This window comes from Noviherbaspirillum sp. UKPF54, assembly GCF_007874125.1.
Lineage (GTDB): Bacteria > Pseudomonadota > Gammaproteobacteria > Burkholderiales > Burkholderiaceae_D > Noviherbaspirillum.
Map to the genome: position 1 here is coordinate 892,095 of NZ_CP040128.1, position 22,653 is coordinate 914,747.

16 protein-coding genes are annotated in these 22,653 nt (G+C 64.9%); 4 read left to right on the plus strand and 12 right to left on the minus strand.

Annotation, left to right across the window (positions count from 1 at the left end):
• Positions 1-98: 98 nt before the first annotated feature.
• Positions 99-482 (minus strand): hypothetical protein, encoded by a 384-nt coding sequence (locus FAY22_RS04255; protein ID WP_146329063.1) that lies wholly within the window; start codon positions 480-482, stop codon positions 99-101.
• Positions 483-508: 26 nt separating this feature from the next.
• Positions 509-1,210, minus strand: a complete 702-nt coding sequence (locus FAY22_RS04260; RefSeq protein ID WP_146329064.1) for a pirin family protein — start codon at positions 1,208-1,210, stop codon at positions 509-511.
• 172 nt (positions 1,211-1,382) lie between these two features.
• On the opposite strand from FAY22_RS04260, the gene FAY22_RS04265 reads away from it, so the two are divergent.
• Positions 1,383-2,297 (plus strand): LysR substrate-binding domain-containing protein, encoded by a 915-nt coding sequence (locus tag FAY22_RS04265; RefSeq protein ID WP_146329065.1) that lies wholly within the window; start codon positions 1,383-1,385, stop codon positions 2,295-2,297.
• A gap of 61 nt (positions 2,298-2,358) precedes the next feature.
• Here FAY22_RS04265 and FAY22_RS04270 read toward each other — a convergent pair whose 3' ends face one another.
• Genes FAY22_RS04270 through FAY22_RS04280 form a run of 3 tightly spaced genes read right to left on the minus strand, consistent with a single transcriptional unit; the run spans position 2,359 to position 3,642 of the window.
• Positions 2,359-2,919 (minus strand): DUF4865 family protein, encoded by a 561-nt coding sequence (locus FAY22_RS04270; protein WP_146329066.1) that lies wholly within the window; start codon positions 2,917-2,919, stop codon positions 2,359-2,361.
• Positions 2,916-3,314, minus strand: a complete 399-nt coding sequence (locus tag FAY22_RS04275; RefSeq protein WP_146329067.1) for a tautomerase family protein — start codon at positions 3,312-3,314, stop codon at positions 2,916-2,918. Before FAY22_RS04275 ends, FAY22_RS04270 begins: the two co-directional genes overlap by 4 nt.
• Positions 3,315-3,333: 19 nt before the next feature.
• Entirely contained in the window at positions 3,334-3,642 is a 309-nt protein-coding gene (locus FAY22_RS04280) for a carboxymuconolactone decarboxylase family protein (protein WP_146329068.1), read from the minus strand.
• Positions 3,643-3,754: 112 nt separating this feature from the next.
• Here FAY22_RS04280 and FAY22_RS04285 point away from each other — a divergent pair, with 112 nt between their 5' ends.
• Complete coding sequence (locus FAY22_RS04285; protein WP_146329069.1) at positions 3,755-4,630, plus strand: LysR substrate-binding domain-containing protein; 876 nt, start codon at positions 3,755-3,757, stop codon at positions 4,628-4,630.
• A 78-nt stretch (positions 4,631-4,708) separates the two neighbouring features.
• Here FAY22_RS04285 and FAY22_RS04290 read toward each other — a convergent pair whose 3' ends face one another.
• From FAY22_RS04290 to FAY22_RS04310, 5 genes are all read right to left on the minus strand, one after another.
• Complete coding sequence (locus FAY22_RS04290; RefSeq protein ID WP_146329070.1) at positions 4,709-5,629, minus strand: DMT family transporter; 921 nt, start codon at positions 5,627-5,629, stop codon at positions 4,709-4,711.
• Between the two features lie 201 nt (positions 5,630-5,830).
• Positions 5,831-7,270, minus strand: a complete 1,440-nt coding sequence (locus tag FAY22_RS04295) for a DcaP family trimeric outer membrane transporter (protein ID WP_246860652.1) — start codon at positions 7,268-7,270, stop codon at positions 5,831-5,833.
• 94 nt (positions 7,271-7,364) lie between these two features.
• Entirely contained in the window at positions 7,365-8,123 is a 759-nt protein-coding gene (locus FAY22_RS04300) for an amino acid ABC transporter ATP-binding protein (protein ID WP_146329071.1), read from the minus strand.
• A 14-nt stretch (positions 8,124-8,137) separates the two neighbouring features.
• On the minus strand, positions 8,138-8,896 hold the full coding sequence (locus FAY22_RS04305; RefSeq protein WP_146329072.1) for an amino acid ABC transporter permease: 759 nt from the start codon (positions 8,894-8,896) through the stop codon (positions 8,138-8,140).
• Between the two features lie 15 nt (positions 8,897-8,911).
• Positions 8,912-9,685, minus strand: coding sequence for an ABC transporter substrate-binding protein (locus tag FAY22_RS04310; protein WP_146329073.1), 774 nt, complete (start codon positions 9,683-9,685; stop codon positions 8,912-8,914).
• A gap of 946 nt (positions 9,686-10,631) precedes the next feature.
• Here FAY22_RS04310 and FAY22_RS04315 point away from each other — a divergent pair.
• A complete protein-coding gene (locus tag FAY22_RS04315; RefSeq protein ID WP_146329074.1) occupies positions 10,632-15,371 on the plus strand; it encodes an NAD-glutamate dehydrogenase domain-containing protein in 4,740 nt (1,579 codons plus the stop codon).
• Positions 15,372-15,481: 110 nt separating this feature from the next.
• Here the strand turns inward: FAY22_RS04315 and FAY22_RS04320 are convergent, their stop codons facing one another.
• Both FAY22_RS04320 and FAY22_RS04325 read right to left on the minus strand, forming a co-directional pair.
• Positions 15,482-17,170: an EAL domain-containing response regulator gene (locus FAY22_RS04320; protein WP_146329075.1), complete on the minus strand. Its 1,689-nt coding sequence runs from the start codon at positions 17,168-17,170 to the stop codon at positions 15,482-15,484.
• Between the two features lie 2 nt (positions 17,171-17,172).
• Positions 17,173-18,234, minus strand: a complete 1,062-nt coding sequence (locus FAY22_RS04325) for a response regulator (RefSeq protein ID WP_146329076.1) — start codon at positions 18,232-18,234, stop codon at positions 17,173-17,175.
• Positions 18,235-18,614: 380 nt separating this feature from the next.
• Here FAY22_RS04325 and FAY22_RS04330 point away from each other — a divergent pair, with 380 nt between their 5' ends.
• A complete protein-coding gene (locus FAY22_RS04330; protein ID WP_146329077.1) occupies positions 18,615-22,610 on the plus strand; it encodes a hypothetical protein in 3,996 nt (1,331 codons plus the stop codon).
• The last annotated feature ends 43 nt before the right edge of the window (positions 22,611-22,653 follow it).

Here is a 22,653-nt window from a genome sequence, read left to right on the forward strand (position 1 = left end):
TTTTTATCTCCTCCTGTTGATTAACTACAACGCAATGTCACTCGAATTCGCGGATCCGGGCATGAATTTTTCACCCGGTGAAATCCGTGCGGGCGCCGTTACAGTGCGTCGAGTATCCGCCGCACGTCCGTATGCGCAATGACCACCGCCGGTTCGTCCTGTAACGCCGCCAGGTAGCGCGCCGCGAAGCCGGACGGCGCGCTTTCTCCCGGCACCAGCATCTTTTCGACCGATTCATGGACAGCGCGCGCATCCTCGGACGTCAGTTGGTCCTGGTCCAGCATCTCGTCAATCTCGACCATCATTTCGCTGAGTACATGCAGCCAGTCGAAATCCGGATGACGGGTCAGCAGCTGGAGCAGCTGACCGGGGGCGACCGCGCCCCATTGCTTTTCATACTCACGTCGGACCACCTGCACCAAGGCCTGGTGCAGGTCGCGCATTGCGCGCGCCAGGTCGCTCAACGCTTTTCGCTTGTCCATGTCAGCCTCCCGGATGGTCGGTCAAATCAATACGGCAAGTCGAACAGCAAGACTTCGGCGTCCTCGGCCTGCGACAGGGCCACCAGGCTTTCGTCGCTCACCTTCAGCGCATCGCCGGATGCCAGCGCCGTGCCGTTGGCGGTCAAGCGCCCGCGGATGATGTGCACATATGCCGTGCGACCGGAAGCAAGTTCGTATTTCACGCTGTCGCCTCCATCAAGGATTGCGGCATAGACGCGGGCATCCTGGTGCACCGATACCGAGCCATCCCTTCCATCCGGCGAAACGATCAGGCGCAACCGGCCGATTTTCGATTCCCGATCGAAGTGCTTTTCCTCGTAGCTCGGCGCGACATTCTGGACGTTCGGCTCGATCCAGATCTGCAGGAAGTGCACGCGCTCGCTTTGCGACGGGTTGTATTCGCTATGCAGAACTCCGGTGCCGGCGCTCATGCGCTGTACATCGCCGTAACGCAACACGGAGCCATTGCCCATGCTGTCCTTGTGTTCGAGCGCGCCGCTCAACACATAGGAAATGATTTCCATGTTCCGATGTCCGTGGGGATCGAAACCGCCAGCCGGTTCGACGCGGTCTTCGTTGATCACGCGCAGCGGGCCGAAACCCATCTGTTGCGGATCGTAGTAGTGCCCGAAGGAAAAGCTGTGGTTCGACTGCAGCCAGCCGAAATTGGCAGCACCGCGCTCATTGCTTTTGCGAACTTGCAACATGATTGATCCTTTCAAAATGGTTTATATTCGAAAATATTGAATGATGATTTTCAAGGATGGCGCCGGGTATGTGCTCATTGATTCCTGGGTATCCCTCGATGAGTTGTATTATTGCGGCTAAAGCTGGAAAACAAAAACGGAAAATTTACCAACCTATCATCGAAATTTTCGAATGTTGAAACTCAGCCTGGACGCCTTGCAAATCGTCGATGCCATCGATCGCCGCGGCTCGTTTGCCGGCGCCGCGAAGGAAATGTTTCGGGTGCCGTCGACGATCTCCTACACCGTCGGCAAGCTGGAAGAGGATCTTGGCGTGCAGCTGTTCGAGCGCAGCGGTCCCAAGGTTGAACTGACTGCCGCCGGCCGGGAATTGCTGCGCGAAGGGCGCTACTTGCTCAAGGCTGCCGGCGATCTGGAATGCCGGGTGCGCCGCGTATCCTCCGGATGGGAAACGGAATTCGTAATCGGGATGGACTCGATGTTTTCGCCGACCGGCTTGAGCGAGGACATCACCGAATTTTATGCATGTGCGGACCAGACGCGGTTACGCATCGTCCAGGAATCGCTGTCCGGCACCTGGGAGGCGCTGCTGGATGGGCGCGTCGATCTGCTGATTGCCGCGGCAGGCGAGGGGCCATCCGGCGGCGGCTACGCCGCGTTGCCTCTGGGGCAAATTCCGTTCGTCTTTACGGTATCGCCGGCGCATCCGCTGGCCCGTTTGCAGCGGCCCCTGACCAAGGATGATCTGCAGGCGCACCGTGCCATTTCTGTCGCCGATTCTGCGCGCCGGCTTCCGGTGCGTACGGTCGGACTCTTGTTCGGGCAAGATGCGCTGACAGTGCCCGACATGAGAACGAAGTACGAATTCCAGGCTGCCGGTTTCGGCTTCGGCTTTCTGCCGGAGCCCTGGGCGCGGCAGGGGATCGAATCCGGCCTGCTGGTCGAGAAGGAAGTCGAAGAGGCAAGGCCGGCGGAAACGTTTTATCTCGCGTGGCGCAGCGCCGAAGGCGGGCAGGCGCTGAAATGGTGGACCGAACGCATGCAAAAAAATGTGTCGCTGCTGCGTCTGTTAAAGCCGCCGCGATGACTTCAGGGGGCATCGCGGCATTGCAGTATCGACGATTGGCCTGTTCGCGCTGAACGGCTGCTCAACCGGTCGACACATGGCCGACATCATAGACTTGCATCTGCCCGTCCGATCGCCGGTCCGGCACCTTGTCCCATAACTGGAATCGGATCAGGCACCAGTTCGTCGGATCGAAGCCGGCAAGCGTCGCAAGGACATCGCGGCTTGACAGCATTTCCCGCGAACCTGCGCTTTCGGCGCGCCGCAACGCGGCAAGATCCGCATGGGGGGGAATCTGCAGCGTTTCGCGCAGCGCGTACCGTGCCCCTGCGATTTCTCGCGACATCTGCGCATGCCACACCGACCACGTGCGCACCGAGGGCCAGCCGAACGATTGCGTGAGCCCCTGAAACCCGGCGCCGCACAGGAATTCGTTCATCCCCTCGGTCGTATGCCAGAGATAGAAGGGCGCGTACAGGTTGTCGGAACTCGCCGGGATGCCCTGTTTTCTCGCGTGCAGATAGGCCTTGAAGGCCAGGCCGGGAAAGCCGTCGGTGAAATGCCCGCGCTCGGCAATCCTCCGGTCGATGATGCCCATGTCGTAATCGGCAGGCAGCACCAGGCTGTATTGCATCGCGATCATTGCGCAAGCTCCTGCGGGAACAGCGACACAACGCCGCCGCTAAACGACCAGCCGTCGAAACTCGTCATGCTGATGATGACCATGACATCTTTCGGATGAATGCCCGGCGATTCGGCAAGCACCTCGGTCAGGCGTCGATAGAACGCTTCCTTCATCGAGGTGCTGCGCGGCTTGCCGGCTGTAACGCAGATCAGCACATAGTCGTCCGAGCGAGGGCCGCCCATGTAATTCCTGTCGAACACGAGCTCTTCGGGTTCATGCTGATGGATGACCTGGAAACGGTCGTCGGGTGGCACGTCGAATGCCTCCACCAACGCACGGTGCACCCCGTCCGATAATGCCTTCACGTAGGACTGCGGTTTTCCCTTGAGCAGCGAGATGCGAGTCATTGGCATGTTGGTCTCCTTGAAAAATTCAGATTTTTTCGATCAGGCCCAGAGCACTCGCGGCCGCCGGCCATCCGGCATAGAAAGCGAGGTGCGTGACAGCTTCGGCCAGCTCTTCGCGCGTCAACCCGTTCTCGAGCGCCTTGGCGAGGTGAAACGGCAATTGTTCGAGCCGGTACAGCGAGAGCAGCGTGGCGACCGTGATCAGGCTGCGGTCGCGCTTTGACAACCCGGGCCGTTCCCAGATGTCGCCGAACAGCACCTTGTCGGTCACCTCGGCGAACTTCGGTGCAACTTGTCCGAATGCCTGTTGCCCCAGTCCCAGCATTGAAGTCATAGCGCTTTCTCCCATGGGTATGAATCGGTTGACAGCGACAGTGTATGGCGTGATGATCGTTTCGAAAATCGGGAAATAAAAAACAAACGATTCAGCTTTTTGGGATGATTAAATGCGACGAGTCAACTTCGACCTGGATGCCTTGCGCAGCTTTGCGGTTGGAATGGAGCTTGGCAGCTTCGCCAAGGCGGCGGACCGGCTGGCACGATCGACCTCAGCGGTCAGCGCGCAATTGAAGAAACTCGAAGATCAGGCCGGCGTCACGCTCCTGCGCAAGTCCGGCCGGGGCATGGCATTGACCGATGCCGGCGAGGTCATGCTCGGCTATGCGCGGCGCATGCTCGAATTAAACGATGAAGCGGCAATGGCCGTCGGCGCCGCCGGACTGGATGGATTCGTGCGCCTCGGCTTGCAGGAAGATTTCGGCGAGCATTTGCTGCCGGATGTGCTCGGTCGCTTCGCGCGCAGCCACTCGGGTGTGCGCATCGAGGCGAAAGTGGCACGCAATGCGGACCTGGTGTCCGACATGATCGGCGGCCGGCTCGATCTCGCGCTGACATGGCAAGGAACGCAGGACACGCCTTACATGGAAAAAGTGGGGCGCTACCAGCTGGAGTGGATCGGGCCGGCGGGCGCGAGCCCCGAATCGCTGCGCAACCGGAGCATGCCGCTTCCCTTGGTGGCATTCGACGCGCCTTGCCTCATGCGCACGATTGCCACCGAGGCGCTGGACCGGGCAGGCATCCCGTGGCGCCTGACATTCACCAGCCACAGCCTCGGGGCGGTGTGGGCTGCAGTGGGCGCTGGTCTGGGTGTGACGGTGCGCACGAGATTCGGGCTGCGCAACAACTTGCGCACGCTGCCGGCCGCGGAATTCAGCTTGCCGGCGTTGCCGAAGGTCGGCCTCGTGCTGCATCGCCTGGAAGCGGAACCTGACCAGACATGCGCATTGCTGGCTGCCGACCTGCGCGAAAGCGTTTTGGCTTGATCGCCATTCAGAATATGTTTAACGAAGCCCTTGGCGAGAAAGCTGGAAGACCGCTTCCGGCGTGAATCTCGCGCGCGGCTATCGGGATGCGCCGTCGGCCCGGATGCCGCGCATTCCCCGCCGCCACCACAAGGGCGCCAGCTGCACGACGAGTATGCTGGAGAACATCAGGACGCAGCCGAGAAGCTGTATGCCCGTGAGGCGCTCGCCGAGATAGACGGCTCCGGCGACGGCGGCGAACAGGGTTTCGGAACTGAGCAGGATGGCGGCATCGGCGGCGCGGGTGTGGCGCTGGGCGACCACCTGCAGCGTGAAGCCGACGCCCACCGACAGCAGGCCGCCGTACAGGATCGCCGGCAGTCCCGCCTGGATGCCTTGCCATGAAACGGGTTCGGTCGCGAGGGCCAGGGCCAGCGAGAGCAGGCCGCAGACGACGAACTGCCCGAATGCGACGAGTATCGGGTTGTTCTTGCGGGCGGCGACGTGGCCGACCCATAGCACGTGGCAGGCCCAGAAAACGGCGCTGGCCGTCACCCACAGGTCGCCGACGGTGAAATCGGCCAGTTCGCCGCCGCTCAAGAGCCAGGTGCCGGCCAAGCAGCACAGGGCGCCCGGCCATATCGAAATGTGGGGCCGATGGCGATGGACCAGCCAAGCCAGCACGGGCACGAGCGGCACATAGAGCGCCGTCAGGAAGCCGGCGTTGGTGACGGTGGTGCTCATCAGGCCGACTTGCTGCAACGACGCTCCCAGAAACAGCAGCAGTCCCAGCCCCGACCACGACATCAGGTCGCCGCGATCGAAGCTCACGCCGACGCCGGACAGGCGGGCGCGCTCGCGCATGGCCAGCGGCAGGATGAAAGCGGCGCCGATCAGAAAGCGCACGCCGGTATAGGTCAATGGGCCGACGTTGCTCATGCCGAGCTGCTGGGCGACGAATGCCGTGCCCCAGATCAGGGCGGCAAGCAGCATGAGGAGGTTAGCAAGGGATCGGCTCATGGTTCGGACTTTCATGTCAGGTGCGATGCCGTCCTGGCGCCGGAGATGAGCGCCCGGACTGCAGGAATGCGGACGACAGGAAGTTGTCGCTCAGGTTTTCTCCACGACGCCGGGCTGCGAAGAGGGCAGCGCGTGGAAGAAAACGCCGTCGCGCCGCCGGCCAAGCGATGGCAAGGCGGTGCGACGGCAGGCTTGCCCGGCTTAGTTCAGGTAGTAGCGGGCCAGCAAGTTGATGCGCGACATGTCGCCCTGTTGGCCGGACAGGGTCTCGCGCTTGCCGTAGATGTACTCGGCACCGATCTCGACTTGCTTGATCGGATTCCAGAAGCCGCCGATATGGGCTTGCTTGATGTAGCGGTTCACGCCGAAGGTGCCGGAATCGAGGCCATTGGCGCGCGCCCAGTCGGTGTAGCCGTTGTCGTAGTTCTTCTGGTAGCCGTAGACGAAGTTCATGCGGAACTGTTCGTTGAACTTGCGCTGGTAGCCCAGTACGACGCCGAGCGCGCGTTCCATTTCGATCCTGTTGTTGGCAAGGTTGAAGCCGGCGCCTTCGATATAGTTGAAGTAGCGTCCGATGCCGTTGCCGCCGGTGACGATCCAGCTGATGAAGTCGTCGCCGACGGTCTTGATCTGGCCGCTGGCGGCCACGCCCCAGCCGCGCCGGGAAGCGTCGACGTTGGTGGTGCCGCCGGAACCATCAAGCATGGCGCCGTTGACACGATGCTCGGTGGTCACCGCGCGCAGGCTCAGCGAACCCCAGTCGAACGGCTTGTCCCAGCGCGCGATCAGGTCCGGCGTCTTGGCGAAGCCGGCATCGGTGGCGGTGCCGGTCGGGTCCAGCACGTAGCTCACCGAGTTCTCGACGGCGGCCGTGAAGTTGCCGTACTGCGGCGTCACATAGGTATAGCGCACCATCGGCTGACGGATGAAGGTGGAGCCGATGGGGCCGTTGAAGTCGACGGTCTCCGGCGTGTTGTCGATGTCCATGAAGGTGGACCAGGTCTGGCCGAACAGCCAGCCGCCGACCTGGGCATACGCATGACGCAGGCGGAAGTCGTAGCTGTTGGTCTGCTGCTGGGTGTAGATGCTCTGGATGCTGCCGCTCTGCTGGGAATTGCCGGTGCGCGGGTCGTTGTTGAAGTCGCCTTCGATCTTGAAGCCGATCTGCCCGAAGCTGCTCGGCTGGGCGCCTTCGATGCCGATGCGGGAAGTGCGGGCGTGCAGGTAGGTGCCGCCGCTGCGCTGGGCGTCAGCAGTGCCGCGCAGGGGCATGTAGGGCATGAACGTGGAGTAGTCGTTCTTGCCGTTATCTCCCTTGGTCTCGTGGACCATGTTCAGCTCGGCGATGCCGTAGACGCGGATGGATGTTTCGGAACCCGGGACGCGGAACGAGCCCGGAATGTCGCCGGCGACGACGGCTTCCTTGCCTTGCGCGCTGACCTGATCCTTCAAGTCGTTGAATTCCTGCGCAGAAACCGGAGCCGAAGCCTTGTTCGCCTTCAGCGCCTCGATCTGCTCTTGCATCATCTTCAGTTGTTTTTCGAGCTGGTTGATGCGCTCGGCGTCACTGGCGGCGTGGGCAACAGGTGCCAGGCCGAAGCCGGCGGCGGCAAGAGCTGCCACGATACGGTTGTATTTCATTATTTCTCCCTGATTTTTTTAAAAGCAGTGGTCCATGGTCCTTCATGGGGACCGGTAAAAAAATGATTCGGATATGCGGCGTCAGCCGCGCTGGTCAGAACCCGTGTCGCACCTGCGATAAAAATGCCTTTGCGCGTTCATGGGAAGGATTCCCGAAGAACTGCTCGGGCGTGGTGTCCTCCAGGATCACGCCATGGTCGAAGAAGATCACGCGGTCCGAGACCTCCTTGGCAAAGCCCATTTCGTGGGTGACCACGAGCATGGTGATGCCGGTATGGGCCAGTTCGCGCATGACGGCGAGAACCTCGTTCACCATTTCCGGGTCGAGGGCCGAAGTGGGCTCGTCGAACAGCAGTACCTTCGGATCCATCGCCAGCGCGCGGGCAATCGCCACCCGTTGCTGCTGTCCGCCGGAGAGCTGGATCGGGTACTTGCTGGCCTGGTTCTTCAGACCCACCCGCTCCAGCAGCGCGAGCGCTTTTTCTTCGGCGGCGGCCTTGGACATCTTGCGCACCCGCATGGGAGCGAGCGTGATGTTCTGCAGGATGGACAAGTGCGAAAACAGATTGAAGCTCTGGAAAACCATGCCGACTTCGCGGCGGATGGCGTCCAGGTTCTTCAGGTCGTCGCTCAGTTCGATGCCGTCGACCTCGATGGAGCCGGTGTCATGGGCTTCGAGCCGGTTCAGGGTCCGCAGGAACGTGGACTTGCCGGAGCCGGACGGGCCCAGGATGGCGGTGACTTCTCCCTCGTAAAACGTGGCGGAGACGCTTTTCAGCGCGTGGAATGCGCCGAAGTGCTTGTCGACGTTGGTCGCCTTGATGATCGGCCTGGCCTCAGGTTTGTTGATCATGATATTGGTCTCCATCAGCGCTTGCGGCCGACATCGAGCTGACTTTCCAGTGCGCTGGTCAGCGTCGTGAACGCGGTTGTCAGGATCAGATAAACGGCCGCCACCGTCAGGAACACCGGGATCGGCTGGTAGCTTTCAGCCTGTACGCGGTAACCCACCATAGTCAGTTCGACGACGCTGATGGCGTACGCCAGCGACGAGTCCTTGACCAGGGATGCCAGGTTGTTGGCGAGCGCCGGAAGCGCCACCCGCATGCTTTGCGGCAGGGTAATGTCGATGAAGGTCTGCAGCGGCGACAGGCCGAGCGCGCGCGCGGCCTCGATCTGCCCATGCGGCACCGCCAGGATGCCGGCCCGCACGCACTCGGTGTTGTAGGCGCCGATGTTCAGGGCCAGTGCGATGGCGGCGCAGGCGAAGTCCGAGATCTGCACCGACTCCGGCAGGATCTGGGGCAAGGCCAGCCAGACGAACAGGATCTGCAGCAGCAGCGGCGTTCCCCGGATCAGCCAGACGTAGAAGTCGCACAGGTAGCGCACGGGAGCGAAAGACGACAGCTTGCCCAGTCCGGCGAGTATGCCCAGCACCACGCCGACCGACCCGGAGATCAGGGTCAGCAGGACGGTGACGCGCGCACCCTCGGCGAACTGCTGGGCTGCCGGTCCGATCGGCGCCGGCGCGTGGGAAAGCGGCACCGCCAGGCCCCAGAGGAAAACCAGCAGGCCGACCATCGCCGCAAACATCGCCCATCCGGGATGTTTTTTGGTCCAGTTCATGTTGGGCTCTTTGCCTTACTGGTGACAGGAAATATCTGTCTTGAAATATTTCTGGGACAGCTTGGCGTAGGTGCCATCCTTGACGACTTCGGCCAGGGCGTTGTTGAGCTGGTCTTTCAGTTCCTTGTTGTTCTTGCGCAGGATCATGGAGACGCGCTCGACGAAGACTTGCTCGCCGGAGACGATGCCGGAGCCGGCGTTCTTTTCCAGCGTGGACTTGATCAGCCACTTGTCGGAAATCCAGGCGTCGACCTTCTTGGCCCTGAGAGCGGAAAACGCTTCCGGATCCGCCTTGTAGGTCTTGATCTCTTGCACGCCGGGAATCTTCTTGGCGTTATCGTAGTAGCTGGTCGCCAGCTGCACGCCCACGGTTTTTCCCTTGAGAGCATCCATGGTCAGGGGGCCGTCCTTGGCAGCGGCAATCTGGCCGCCGGTGCAGTAGTGGGGATTGGCGAAATCCACCGATTTGGCGCGCTCCTCGGTGTAGCCGTGGGAGGCGATGGCGAAGTCGAAGCGGTCCTGGCGAATGGACGCGAGCTGGGCGTCGAAGGACACCACGCGCCATTCCATCTTCAGGCCGAGCTTGGCCACGACCGCTTCCGCCAGTTCCACCTCGAAGCCGGTCAGCTTCGGGCCTTCAAAATAGTTGAACGGAAAAAAAGCGCCTTCGGTCGCTGCAATCATCGTTCCCGAGGACTTGATGACGCTCCAGTCGCGCGCCTCTGCCGTTCCGCCGCACAGGACCGCCATGCCGACGACAGCGCCCGCCACCTTAGAAAAAAACTTCATGCCCACTCCCTTTCATGATGTCGTTTGGACAAAAACCAATTCGCCGTTCTTGCGGCTGAACCGGAAAAAACAAAAGCAATCGCCCTCGGCTTTCCGTAAAAGCCGGGACGCATCGGTTTACGACATCGATGGAAACATCAGTGGACGAATGAGGGGCTTTACGCCGCCGGGGAGTACAGGAAACAGGACGCAACCTGTCATTTGACCTGCCTGGGCTTGCGTTTCACGCCAAGGCTCATTGTCTCCTGCATATTTTTGGATGAAGTAAATACTTGCCTTTGGGTAAGGGAAGAATATCGCTAATAAATGTCAATCAGAAGGGTGTTTTTTGTACAAAATATACAGCGAACATAACAAATCGTCAGTTGTTTTTGTTAATTTTGCTAATTGTGTTGTGTCAATGATTGTGCTGAAAAGCAATATTTTTAAACAAATCTGCCAGAAACTTACCCTTCGTGAGCATATGTTGCTGCGCACTCAAATTAGTTAATGACATGCCCCGTCCGGAATGCGTACGGCACCTCGATCCGGTTTGTCCCGGTTACGGAAACGGGGCGATTTTCCCTTTCTATTTTTCCCTTCGGCCAACGCTGTAATTGCAGTACGTCGCGCACGCAATATATTGATAATTAAGCGGAAACATCGCGGAGGCCATCGTTCGGACGCCTCGGCCGCCCCGCCAATCCGGCCATAGAAGCTTCAGAACTTTGCATAAATAAAGAATATTAATCGGCGCAGGCAACCTTATGATGAACCCGCACGGCGATCAATGCCGATCGAGGAAAAAGGAAAGACTTGCCGCTGGCTGCGCGTCTTCCCTTTTTATTCGACCGGCCGTCGCCGGCCGACGCGCCCGCCGCCGCCTCTTCCCGACACGCCATGCCGCGTGCACGGAAGAGGCGTTGCGCGATACGGCGCACACTCAATCCGTCTCAATGGAGAGCATATGAAACAGCAAGACCTACGTTCGCACGTCCTGCAGCTTGCGCTGGCCGACAAGGCCGCCGGCAACCCCCAGGTCGAGGCGCTGATCGCCACCTGGCTCGATTCGATCGAAGATGAAGACCTGGCGGGCATCGCGCCGCAAAGCCTGGCTTCGCCGCTGTGGGAAGGCTTTTCCCGTCTGGCCAAATGGACGCCGCAGGAAGGCTGCCGCATCGAGCAGCTGCCGTATGCGGACGGCCGCGGCGGGCAGGGCACCGCGCTCCTGATCCTCAACGAGGACATGCCGTTCCTGGTCGATTCGATGGTGATGGCGCTGCGCAAGCTGCGCGTGCCGTCGCGCGCCGTGCTCAATGCCGTGCTGTCGGTGCAGCGCGCCACCGACGGCAGCGTCGCCGGCGTCTCCAGAGTGGGTAATGGCGGGGCCCCGGCCGAGTCCTGGGTGCTGTGCCTGCTGGCGGAGCAGCCGGGCCAGGGGGACCTGGACACCTTGCTCGCCAATATCCGCATGGCCGCCGGCGATGCCGCCACCGTGCGTCATGACGCGGTCGCGCTGCGCGCCAAGCTGTCCGAGGTCGCCGCCGGCGCCGTCGTACAGCCCGGCGGCGCCGACGGCCACGAAGTGGCGGCCTTCCTGGAGTGGGCGAAGAATGGCGGCTTCGAGCTGTTCGGCTACGCGCGCTACCAGGTGCAGGCCGGCCAGCGCGAACTGGTGCGCACGCCCGGCAGCGCGCTTGGCGTGCTGGCCGACAAGAGCCATCCGGTGTACGGCGACTGCCTGGCCGGCATCCCGGGCGACTTCGATACGCTGGCCGCACGCAAGGATGCGCTGTCGGTGGTGAAAGCCGACGTGCAGTCGACGCTGCACCGTGACCAGCAGCTCGACTTCATCGGCGTGCGCGACACCGGCAGCCAGGGCGAGGTGCTCGGCGAGCACTGCTTCGTCGGCTTGTTCTCGCGTGCCGCAACTTTCAGCACCTTCCCGCAACTGCCGTTCGCGCGCGGCCGCATCAAGCAGGTGTTGTCGCTGGCGGGCGTGCGTTCCGAAGGATTCCGCGCCGAGAAATTCCTTGAAATCCTCGAATCCCTGCCGCGCACCGAACTGCTGGAGGCAGATCCGGCCTGGCTGGCCGAGGTATGCGGCTCCGTAGTGGCCCTGTACAAGCAGCCGCGCGCCAAGGTGTTCGCGCGGCGCGACGTGTACGGGCGCCACCTGAACGTGTTGATCTACATGCCGCGCGAGCACTACAGCGGCAGCCTGGCCGACCACCTGGCGCAAACCCTGCAGACCATCTCCGGCGCGCGCGATGTACGCGCCCAGACGCTGCTGTCGGACGGGCCGCTGGCGCGCCTGTACCTGATCGCCGCCGGCGCCGGCATGGCGCTGGATCTCGATGCCGACATCCAGCAGCCGATGCAGGTCGCGCTGGAAGGCTGGCATAGCAGTTTCGAGAGCCTGGTCGACGGCACCGAGGACGCCGCGCTGCGCCACGCTCTGCGCAAGATGGAGCTGATCCTGCCGACCGACTACATTGCGTCCGCGACGGCCCAGGTGGCTTACCGCGACCTGTGCACGCTGCTGTCCAACCCGCAGCCCGCGCGCGTGAAGGTGCGCATCGAAGTCAGCGCGGCCGAAGCCGTCAGCATCCGCCTGCATTCGGTTAACACAGTGCCGCCGCTGTCGACCATCCTGCCCGCGCTGCAGAATGCCGGCGTGGCAATCGGGCGCGAGCGCACCCATTCGATTCCGGCCGCCGACGGCTCGCGCTATTTCGTGACCAGCCTGTCGGTCGACGCGCAAAGCGCCATGAAGCTGGCCCAGCCGCAGGTCGCGCAGGTGGCGCAGGAATTGTTCGAGGCGCTGTTCAACGACGAGGCCGAGGACGGCCGCATGAACGCGCTGGTGATCGACGCCGGCCTGCGCATGCGCGAGGTTCAGCTGATCCGCGCCTATGCCAGCTACTGGCGCCAGGCCGGCTGCAAGTTCAGCCTGCGCTACATGGCCGAGCGCTTGAAGACCCAGCCTGCGCTGGTGCGTACGCTGGTGGAAAGCTTCACCGCGCGCTTCGATCCGACGCTCTCCGCCGAGCAGCGCGCCTTCGGCACCGCAACGCTGTCCTCGTTCAAGCAGCGCCTGGCCGAGGTCAACCATGCCGACACCGAGAACATCCTGGGCAGCATCGCCACGCTGATGCTTGCCACCCTGCGCACCTCATACTTCCAGAGCGCGCAGGCGGGCGACACCATCATCTTCAAGTTCGACAGCAGCCAGCTCGCGCTGCTGCCGCAGCCACGCCCGTACCGCGAAATCTTCGTGTTCGCGCGCCGCTTCGAGGGCGTGCACCTGCGCGGCGGCCCGGTGGCGCGCGGCGGCCTGCGCTGGTCGGACCGCATGGAGGATTACCGCACCGAGGTGCTGGGCCTGGTGAAGGCGCAGATGGTCAAGAACGCGGTGATCGTGCCGGTCGGCGCCAAGGGCGGCTTCGTGTGCAAGATGATGCCCAAGGACGCGACGCGCGACGTGATCGCGGTCGAGGGCGAGGCAGTGTACCGGCAGTTCATCGCCGGCCTCCTGGATGTGACCGACAACCGTGTGCGCGGCGAAGTCGTGCGCCCGGCCGAGACGGTCTGCTATGACGATCCCGATCCTTATCTGGTGGTGGCGGCCGACAAGGGCACCGCGACCTTCTCCGACATTGCCAACGGCATCGCGGTCAAGCGCGGCTTCTGGCTGGGCGATGCGTTCGCCTCGGGCGGCTCCAACGGCTACGACCACAAGAAGCTCGGCATCACCGCCAAGGGCGCATGGGAAGCGGTCAAGCGCCACTTCTACGAACTCGGCCACGACCTGAACACGACACCGATCACCGCCGTCGGCGTGGGCGACATGTCGGGCGACGTGTTCGGCAACGGCATGCTGCTGTCAAACCAGATGAAGCTGGTGGCGGCGTTCGACCACCGCCACATCTTCGTCGATCCCAATCCCGATCCGGCGGTGTCGCTTGCCGAGCGCGAGCGCATGTTCGCGCTGCCACGCTCGTCCTGGGACGATTACGACAAGAGCCTGATCTCGGCGGGCGGCGGAGTGTGGCCGCGCACCGCGCGCTCGATCGAACTGTCGGCCGAAGCGCGCACGGCGCTCGGCATCGCGGCGACCAGCGTGACGCCGGAAGAGCTGATGCACGCCATCCTGATGGCGCCGGTCGACCTGTTCTACAACGGCGGCATCGGCACCTACATCAAGGCGTCCACCGAGACCAACGAGCAGGTGAAGGACCGCGCCAACGACGCCATCCGCGTCGACGGCGCCGACCTGCGCTGCAAGGTGGTTTCCGAAGGCGGCAACCTTGGCGCGACCCAGGCCGGCCGCATCGAATTTGCATTGAAGGGCGGCCACATCTTCACCGACGCGATCGACAACTCCGCCGGCGTGGATTGCTCCGACCATGAAGTGAACGTGAAAATCTGGCTCGATACCGAGGTCAACGCCGGCATCCTGAGCGAGCAAGAGCGCAACCGCCTGCTGACCGACATCACGCCGGATATCGTGTCGCTGGTGTTGCGCGACAACGCGCTGCAGACCCACCTGCTGACGCGCGAAACGCAGGCGCAGGCGGACAGCGCGGCGCAGGACAGCTACGCTGCGCTGATCGCGAACCTGGAAGCGGAAGGCGTGATTTCGCGCAAGCTGGAGCAGCTGCCCTCCGCGGTCGAGCTGGCCGAACGCAAGGCGCAAGGACATGGCCTGACCGCGCCGGAGCTGGCGGTCGTGCTGGCCCACGTGAAGAACCGCTACAAGCGCATCCTGGCTGAGCTGCCGCTGACGCAGCAGCCATGGGCGACGACGCTGCTCACGCCGTACTTCCCACCGGCGCTGGTAGCCGGCCGCAATCCGCTGGAGCATCCGCTGGCCAATGCGATTCTCGCCACCGTGCTGGCCAACGAAGCGGTCAACCGCTGCGGCCCGGTGATGGTGGCCGAGATCGCCGCCGCGCGCGGCGTGAAGGAAACCGAGGTGCTGTGCGCCTGGGCCCAGGCGTGGGCCGCGCTGAACCTGGCGCCGGTGTTCGCGACGCTCGACGCGCATGCCTTGCAGGTGCCGCGCGACGTGTCGATCGAGATCGACCGCCATACCCGCGCGCTGCAGAAAGCGGTGATGGCTGGCGTGCTGTCCGTGCCCGAGCAGCAGCTGCGTGAAAGCGGCGCGCTGCGCGAGCTGACGCAGCTGTTCAGCCGGCCGCAGGCGGTGCGTGAGCTGGCGCCGGTAAGCGAATCGACGCTTGCCGCGCAAGGCTTGCCGGCCGATTTCGCGCAGGCTTGCGAAACGGTGGAAGCGCTCGAAGGCATCGCCGACTTCCTGTTCGCCGGCCTCTCGGTGCCGCGTCCGGAAGGCATGAGCCTGCCGCAATTCCTGCAACTGGGCATGGCCTTGCGGCGCCAGGCCGGCATCGACGGGCTGGAACGGGTGCTGATGCACGCGCCGGCCAGCGCCTCGCAGGCGCCGCTGCGCGATCACGCCCTGCAGGCATTGCGGCGCGCCCAGCAACGTCTGCTGATGCGCCTGCTGCAGCAGATCCCGGTCGGCAGCAAACCGTCCGACAGCCCGGCGGCGGTCGTCGAGGCGCTGATGCGCAAGCTCAAGGTCGGCGCCGTCCAGGCCGGCGCGCAGCCGGGACTGGAGCATGCGGTGCTGGATGCGTGGGCCCTGTCGGAAGCCGCGTCGTCGGCGACCGACGCCGCCTGACGCGAAGGTGGGTAGCCTGCCGCACGCGATGCGCGCTGCGGCAGGCCGATGTCAGGGACGTTGCCGGCGGTATCGGCAACGCGGGGTAGTTGAAGAATTCAGAGCCCGGTTCAACCGCCGTGCGGCAGCGGGGCAGGCTTGCCGAAGTGGTAGCCCTGCCCGAACGCCACGCCGAAGTCGCGCAGCATCACCGCCGTCGCGTGGTCTTCCACCCATTCGGCGATCACCGCCAGGCCGAACACGCGCGAAATCTCCACCATTGCTCGCACGAACACCTGGTCGTTCGGGCTGTGCGGCAGCTTGGCGATGAAGGAACCGTCCAGCTTCAGGTAGTCGAAATCGAGTTCCCTTATGTAGTAGAACGAGGAGAATCCGACGCCGAAATCGTCCAGCGCGAAGCGGCATCCCAAGCTCTTGATATGCCGCACGAACTGGCGCACTTCATCGACGTTGTGGAAGGCGGCGGTTTCGGTCAGCTCGAAGATGACGCGCGTCGGATCCACCTTCAGCGCGTTCATCTGGGTTTCGATGAACTGCAGCAGGTCGGGGTCGCCGATTGACTGGCCCGACAGGTTGATCGCCACGTTCGCATTGCCGGGCAGGCGCGTCATGTCCTGCAGCGTCGCTTTCACCACGGCGCGGTCCATCTGGCCGATCATGCCGAACACTTCGCACACCTTGATCAGCTCGCCGGTATTGCACGGCTTGCCGTGCTCGTCGAGGAGACGCAGCAGTGCTTCGTAGTGACTGATCTTGCCGGTGACGAGATCGTTGATCGGCTGGTAGTGCATCGCCATGCGCTTCGGGTCGTGCAGCGCGGCGCGCGCCTGGGCCAGCAGGTTGAGCTGGCGCGACAGTTCCCGCTTGTGCACTTCGTCGGCTTCGCTGTAGATATGGACGCGCTTGCGGCCTCGGTCGCGCGCCAGGTGGAGCGCGAAGTCGGCGCGGTTGAGCAGCTCTTCCGGCTCCATGCCGGTTTGCCCGCGGGCGCCGCCGGCTACCACCGTCAACGAAAATGCGTCGCCGGCCAGCGCCATCTTGGTTCCTTCGATGGTCTCCACCACGCTCGCGGTGCGCGCTTCCATCAGCCTTTCGTCGATGCCGTTGAAATAGATCGCGAACAGGTCGCCACCGAAGCGCGCCAGCAAGTCGTCCTGGCGCACCAGTCCGGACAGGATGCGGGCTGACGCCTGCAGCGCCTTGTTCCCTTCGGCGCGGCCGTAGCTGTGGTTGATATGGTTGAGGCCGGAGATTTTGACGAACAGCACCGCGCCGCAAGGCGAGCCTGGCTGGGGATTTTGCATGCGCTCGGTCAGCGCGCGCGTGAATTCCTGCCTGTTGGCCAGTCCGGTGAGGGCGTCACGCGGCGCTTCGGCCTGCGATGCAGGATTCGTAACCCGCTGCTTGCCGAGCGCGTCCACTACTGCGGCGCGCAGGGTATCGAAGCGCAGCGGCTTGATCAGGTAGCCGCAAGCGCCGCCATGCATGGACGCCAGCGCGCTTTCAGCGTCGTCGTGGCTGGACGACATGATGAACGGCGGCGGGCGCGTGTGCGCGCGCGTGGCCTCCAGCAAGGCGAGGCCGCTCATGCCGGGCATCGAAATATCGCACAGCACCAGGTCCATGGCCTGGCTGCCGAGCAGCTGGAGCGCTTCCTCGCCGCTGGCTGCGGCGGTCACCGTGAAGCCGAGCTTTTCCAGCATCGCCTTGCCGGCCAGGCGCTCCACCGGGCCGTCGTCGACCACCAGGGCGGTTTTGGCCGAAGCGTTGTTTTCGTCGGGTACACTGCCGTCGAACATAGTTATCCTTGCCGCTTGAGTGTCATGCCGTTGTCGAACGATTCCAGACCGGGCGCGCCGAGCATCGCCTGCAGCTTGCTGCAGACGCGGCCGTACTCGGCCTCGATATCTGCCAGCCTGGCGCCGAAATCGTCCAGCTCGCCCGCTTTCGCGCGCAGCTCCAGTTCCTTGCAGAGCACCGACAGGCCGGTTGCGCCGATCGACACGCTGCTGCCGGCGAGCGCATGGGCGAACTTGGCAGCTTGCGCGCAGTCGCCGGCTGCGCCGGCGCGGCGCATGGCCTCGATGCGCGGCGCGCCGTCGCTGCTGTAAAGCCTTGCCAGCTCGGCGAAATCGGCGCCGAACATGTCGCGCACCAGGTCCAGTTCGTCGGCGCAGGCGGCCGGCGCGCAATGCACCGGCGCGGAGGCCGGCAGCCAGCGCGCGAGCGCGTCCTCCAGGTCTCCCGGGCGTAACGGCTTGGCGACGAAATCATCCATGCCCGCGCACAGGCAGCGTTCGCGCTCCTCGGGAGCCGCGCAGGCAGTCACCGCGATGACGGGCACGCGTCCGGCGGCGCCATCGAGCGCGCGGATGCGCTGCGTGGCCTGATAACCGTCCATCCGCGGCATCTGGCAATCCATCAGGATCAGGTGGTAAGGGTGCGCCGCATGCATCGCGACGGCCTGTTCGCCGTCGGCAGCGGCCTCGACGGCGCACCCCAGGTTTTCCGCCAAGCGCTGTGCCACGGTCCGGTTGACGGAATTGTCATCGACGACAAGGATGCGGCAGCCGGCGAGGAAGGGGGCGGCGAGAAATGGGGGGGCGTCTTGCCGGCGCGCCGCACAAGGGGAGGCGGCGTCCGCGTCGAACAGCGCCATCAAGTCCCCGGCGCAGCGCAGCGCCTGCGAGGCGAGCTGCCGCTGCGCGTCGGTCAGACCGCTGTCGAGCAAAAGCGCCAGCATGCCCGTCACGCCGTTCATCGACGTGCGGACGTCGTGATTCAATCCGGCGAACAAGTCTCCCATGCCGCCGGTCGCGGCACCCTTGCTCATGTCCTGGCGTGCGTCCTGCTGTCTCATCATATTTTTGTGGTTTGGGCGCATCGACATCTCGGGCACTTGCTCTTCACTAGATTTGTTGCTAAAAAAGCAAGTTGCCGTAAATAAACATTCAAAGTATAGCCACAGCCGCCCCGATTCTGTATCGGAAAACTGTGACACATCATGAAAAAACGTTTTTTATATCAAAAAGGCATCGAATTTGGCGCCTTGTGCGCTCCAAGCGTGACGCGTTTGCCACGTCGGGGGCGACCGCTGCCGCGCATAAGTGCAAAGTGACCGGGATTTCTCCTTCTTTTCCCGGACTGGCTTGACGGAACTCTCCGGATAATCCCGGAGTAAGAAATTCCGGCCAGCGTATTCACAACGAAAACCACGGAATCGGCATACAGCAGGAGTCGAACATGGAAACAAACCAGGCGATGCGCAAAAAACGCGATCTCGATGGCAAGTCCCCGGAGGGCGAGCAGGCCGCAGGTGGCCAGGCCGCGCAGCCGGGCGCCGTCGACGCGCGCGTCGATCTGAAATCCATCCGCGAGGCCATTGCGCGCGTGGAAGCGGAAGCCAAGGCCACCGTGGCCGCCGAAAACCGCGCCCATGCGGAGGCACGCGCCCGCGCACTGGCCGAGGAGCGCGCCCGCCTGGAAGCGGCCGCCGCCGCCGAGGCGTATCAGAATGCCAAGGCCTCCGAAGAGGCGATCGCCGCCCAGCGCGCCCGCCTCGACGCGGAACGCCAGGCGCGCGAAGCCAGCGAAGCGCGCGCCGCCGCCGCCAAGCGGGAAGCGGCCGAGATGCAGGCCCGCGCTGCCGCCGATGCCGAGGCGCAGCGCGTGGCGGAGGAGCGTGCCCGCCTGGAAGAAGAAGCGCGCAAGCGCGCCGCCGAGCAGATGGCCGCCGACGCCGAACTGGTGGCGCGCGCCACTGCCGCCGTCGAGCAGGTGGCCAGGGACAGCGAACTTGCGCGCCGCCAAGCCGTGGAGCGACTGGCCGTGGCCGAAGCAGCCAAGGAAGAGGCCGAGGGGCGTGCCCGCGCCGAAGCGCGCATGCTGGAGCTGACGCGCGAAAAGGAACGGCGCGAAAAGGAAGCGCGCCAGACCGCGGAATTGCTGGCCCAGGCGCGCAGCGAGGCGCTGGAAGTGGCGCGCGAACGCGAACGCGCCGAAGCGCTGGCGCTGCAGGCGGCACTGAGCCGCGTGCCGGCCGAAGTGCGCGCAAGGGAAGAGGCGCGTGCCCGCGCGCTGGCTGAACAGGAAGGCGAATCGGCCGCCCAGGCCCGCATCGAACTGGAACGCCGGGCAGCCGAGGCGCTCAAGATGCGACTGGACGCAGAAGCGGAAATGCGCGAAGCCGCCGCGCGCCGTCATCATGCGGAATCGGTCGCGGCAGCGGCCGCCAAGGCGCGCGCCGAGGCCGAAGAACGCATTCGCGAAGCGACCGAGGCGCGGGTGCGCACCGAACGGGAATTGCAGGAACTGGCACTGGCGCGCGTGGAAGCCGAACACCACGCCGACACCGAAGCGCGCGCGCGCGTCAATGCGGAAGCCAAGGCTGCGGCCGATGCGCGGCAGCGCGCCGAGATCGAGCAGCAGGCCGCCGCGGCGGCGCGCATGCGCAGCGAGGAAGAGCAGCGCGCCGCCCAGCTGGCGGAAAAGCGCGTCGAGCTGGAGCGCGTCGCGGCACTGAAGGCCGCCGAGCAGGCAGCAGCCGAGGAAGAAACATACGCCAGGGCGGCCGAACAGGCCGAGCAGCGGCAGAAGGCGGCGGAAGCCGCCGCGCAGAAGGCGCGCGAAGCGGTTACGCTGGCGCGCGTGGAACGCGAACGGGCCGAATTCGAACAGCGTGCCGTTGCGGCGCTCAAGGACAAGGTGCGCGCCGAGGAAGCGGCCGGTACTCAGGCCAGGGCGCGCGCGGCCGCCGAGCAGCGCTACACCGAGATGCTGCGCATGCAGGAGCAGGCCGACGCGGCAGCCCGCATCGCCAAGGAAGAGGAGTGCGCAGCCGCCAAGCTGGCGCTCGACAAGGCGATGGAGCGTGCCGACCTGCAGCGCAAGGCGGCCCAGGCGGCATTGGACAAGGCGCGCGAGGCGGTCGAACTGGCGCGCGTGGAACGAGAGCGCGCGCAGAATGAGCAGGCCGCGCTGGACGCGCTGCGGCAAAAGGCGCAGGTGGAGCGCGAGCGCGCCGAGCTGGCGCAGCAGGCGCTACTGGCGGCGCAGGAGAAGCTGGCCGCAGAGCAGTCGGCGCTTGTCGAGGAACAGGCGCGCCTGCGCGCCGAACAAGAACAGACCGAAGCGTTGCGCGCGCGCGAGCAGGCTGACCGCGAGTTGCGCCAGGCGCGCGAAGCGGAAGCGACGGCGGCAAGACATGCCGCGGACCAGACCCGGGCCGCGGTGGATACGCAGCGCAAGGCGGCCCAGATCGCTCTGAAGAAGGCGCGCGAACTGACCGAGGCAGCGCGCGCCGAGCGCGAGCGCGCCGAGGCAGAGCAGCGCGCGCTGCAGGCGGCCGAGCAGAAGCGCCAGGCGGATGAGGCTGCGCGCGCCGAGGCCAACGCGCGCGAGCGCGCCGAGCAGGAGCAGGCGCAGGTCTTGCGCGCGCGCGAAGACGAGGAACGGCAGGCACGGCTGGCGATCGAAGCCGGGCTTGCGGCCGAAAAGCAATTGCTCGAACAGGCCGCGAAGCAGGCAGAATTCGAGCGCCAGGCGGCAGAGGCGGCTGAAGCCAAGGCGCGCGAAGCAGTGGAGCTGGCGCGCACCAGCGAGCAACGTGCGCAGGCCGAACAGCAGGCGCTGGAAGCGACGCTGCAGCTGCGCGCTTCGGAACAGGCGGCGAAGGAATGCGCTGAAGCGCGTGCCCGCGCCGAAAGCGAGCACGCGCAGGCGATGCGCGAGCGCGAACAGGCCGAGCGTGCCGCGCGCGAAGCGATCGAAGCGAAATGCGAAGCCGAAAAGCGGCAGTTGGCGGACGCACTGCATGAAGCGGAACAGGCACGCCTGGCCGCCGAGGCAGCCGAAGCGAAGGCGCGCGAGGCGAATGAACTGGCGCGCGTGCAGCAGGAGCGGGCCGCCGCCGAACAGCAGGCGCTCGAAGCGCTGCAGCGCAAGCTGGCCGCGGAAAAGGCTGCGCAAAGCGAAGCCGAAGCGCGGGCCCAAGCCGAACTGGAGCGGGCGCAGGCGGCGCGCGCGCGCGAACAACTGGAACAGGCTGCGCGCGAAGCCAGCGAAGCGCAGTGCGCCGCCGAAAAACAATTGCTGGAGAAAGCCGCCGAGCAGGCCGATGCGCAGCGCGAGGCTGCCGCGACCGCGCAGGCCAAGGCGCGCGAGGCGATCGAGCTGGCGAGGGTCGAGCGCGAACGCGCCGATGCGGAACAGCAGGCGCTGCAGGCTTTGCAGGAAAAGCTGCGCATGGAACGCGCGCGCGCTGCGGCCGAACAACAGGCCGCAGCGGCGGCGCAGGAGCAGCTCGCCTGCGAGAAGGGCGCATGCGCCGAAGCGCAGGAGCTGGCGCGGATCGAAGAAGAGCAGGCCGCGCTTACGCGGGTGCGCGAGCGTACCGCGCGCGCCTCGCGCATGGCCGCCGAGGCGCGCGCGGCCGCCGAAAGGCAGATGCTGGAGAAGGCGGCGGAGCTGGCCAACGTGCAGCGCATCGCGGCCGAGGCGGCCGAGGCCAAGGCTTGCAAGGCGATCGAACTGGCCCGCGTCGAGCAGGCGCGCGCCAAGGCGGAACAGCAGGCGCTTGCCCTGCTCGAGGACAAGGTGCGCGCCGAGGCAGCGGCGCGCGCCGAGGCAAACAGGCGCGCCGATGCCGAGCGCACGGCGCTTGAACTGGCCCGTCAGCGGCAGGCGGAGGACGCGCAAGCCAGGGCGGAGCACGAAAAGCGCGCGAAGGTGGAGCAGCGCGCGCTCAAGGCGGCGCGCACCCAGAAGGAAGCCGACGCGGCAGCCACCGAGAAGGCCAGGGCATTGCGCGAGAAGTGCAGGAGCGAGCAGGCGCAGGCGCAGGAAACGGCGCGCAAGCTCATCGAGCGCATGGCGCACAAATACGAGCAGCTCGCCGACTGGCGGGTGCGCGCCGAACAGGTGCTGGCGCTGGCGCCGGCGTCGGTCGCGCGGCCGAAGGTGGTGCGCCGTTCCCTGGCGGCGCTGCTCGGCGGCTCGGCGTTCGTCGTCGGCGTGGCGGCCACGGTTGCCTGGGTCGTGCAGGAGCCGCAAGCGGTGCATCGGATGGCGCAGGCCGCCGGCGTCGTCACCGTGGCCGGCCATGTGCCTACGCAGTCGCAGGCAACGCCTATGGCTGTCGGCACGCATGTGCCCGGCCAGTCGAAACTGCAGATCACCTACCAGCTTGCGGACCAGCCGCAAGGCGAGCAGGCCAGGCCGGAGCAACTGGCCAAGGAGTAGCGCGATGGCCGTGCCCGGCATCGCCCCGCTCGCGGCCATTGTC

Bases quoted from the DNA above. Each gene is read 5' to 3' on its own strand.
- FAY22_RS04255 (WP_146329063.1), bottom strand. From the start codon at position 482: ATGGACAAGCGAAAAGCGTTGAGCGACCTGGCGCGCGCAATGCGCGAC.
- FAY22_RS04260 (WP_146329064.1), bottom strand. From the start codon at position 1,210: ATGTTGCAAGTTCGCAAAAGCAATGAGCGCGGTGCTGCCAATTTCGGC.
- FAY22_RS04265 (WP_146329065.1), top strand. From the start codon at position 1,383: ATGTTGAAACTCAGCCTGGACGCCTTGCAAATCGTCGATGCCATCGAT.
- FAY22_RS04270 (WP_146329066.1), bottom strand. From the start codon at position 2,919: ATGATCGCGATGCAATACAGCCTGGTGCTGCCTGCCGATTACGACATG.
- FAY22_RS04275 (WP_146329067.1), bottom strand. From the start codon at position 3,314: ATGCCAATGACTCGCATCTCGCTGCTCAAGGGAAAACCGCAGTCCTAC.
- FAY22_RS04280 (WP_146329068.1), bottom strand. From the start codon at position 3,642: ATGACTTCAATGCTGGGACTGGGGCAACAGGCATTCGGACAAGTTGCA.
- FAY22_RS04285 (WP_146329069.1), top strand. From the start codon at position 3,755: ATGCGACGAGTCAACTTCGACCTGGATGCCTTGCGCAGCTTTGCGGTT.
- FAY22_RS04290 (WP_146329070.1), bottom strand. From the start codon at position 5,629: ATGAGCCGATCCCTTGCTAACCTCCTCATGCTGCTTGCCGCCCTGATC.
- FAY22_RS04295 (WP_246860652.1), bottom strand. From the start codon at position 7,270: ATGAAATACAACCGTATCGTGGCAGCTCTTGCCGCCGCCGGCTTCGGC.
- FAY22_RS04300 (WP_146329071.1), bottom strand. From the start codon at position 8,123: ATGATCAACAAACCTGAGGCCAGGCCGATCATCAAGGCGACCAACGTC.
- FAY22_RS04305 (WP_146329072.1), bottom strand. From the start codon at position 8,896: ATGAACTGGACCAAAAAACATCCCGGATGGGCGATGTTTGCGGCGATG.
- FAY22_RS04310 (WP_146329073.1), bottom strand. From the start codon at position 9,685: ATGAAGTTTTTTTCTAAGGTGGCGGGCGCTGTCGTCGGCATGGCGGTC.
- FAY22_RS04315 (WP_146329074.1), top strand. From the start codon at position 10,632: ATGAAACAGCAAGACCTACGTTCGCACGTCCTGCAGCTTGCGCTGGCC.
- FAY22_RS04320 (WP_146329075.1), bottom strand. From the start codon at position 17,170: ATGTTCGACGGCAGTGTACCCGACGAAAACAACGCTTCGGCCAAAACC.
- FAY22_RS04325 (WP_146329076.1), bottom strand. From the start codon at position 18,234: ATGATGAGACAGCAGGACGCACGCCAGGACATGAGCAAGGGTGCCGCG.
- FAY22_RS04330 (WP_146329077.1), top strand. From the start codon at position 18,615: ATGGAAACAAACCAGGCGATGCGCAAAAAACGCGATCTCGATGGCAAG.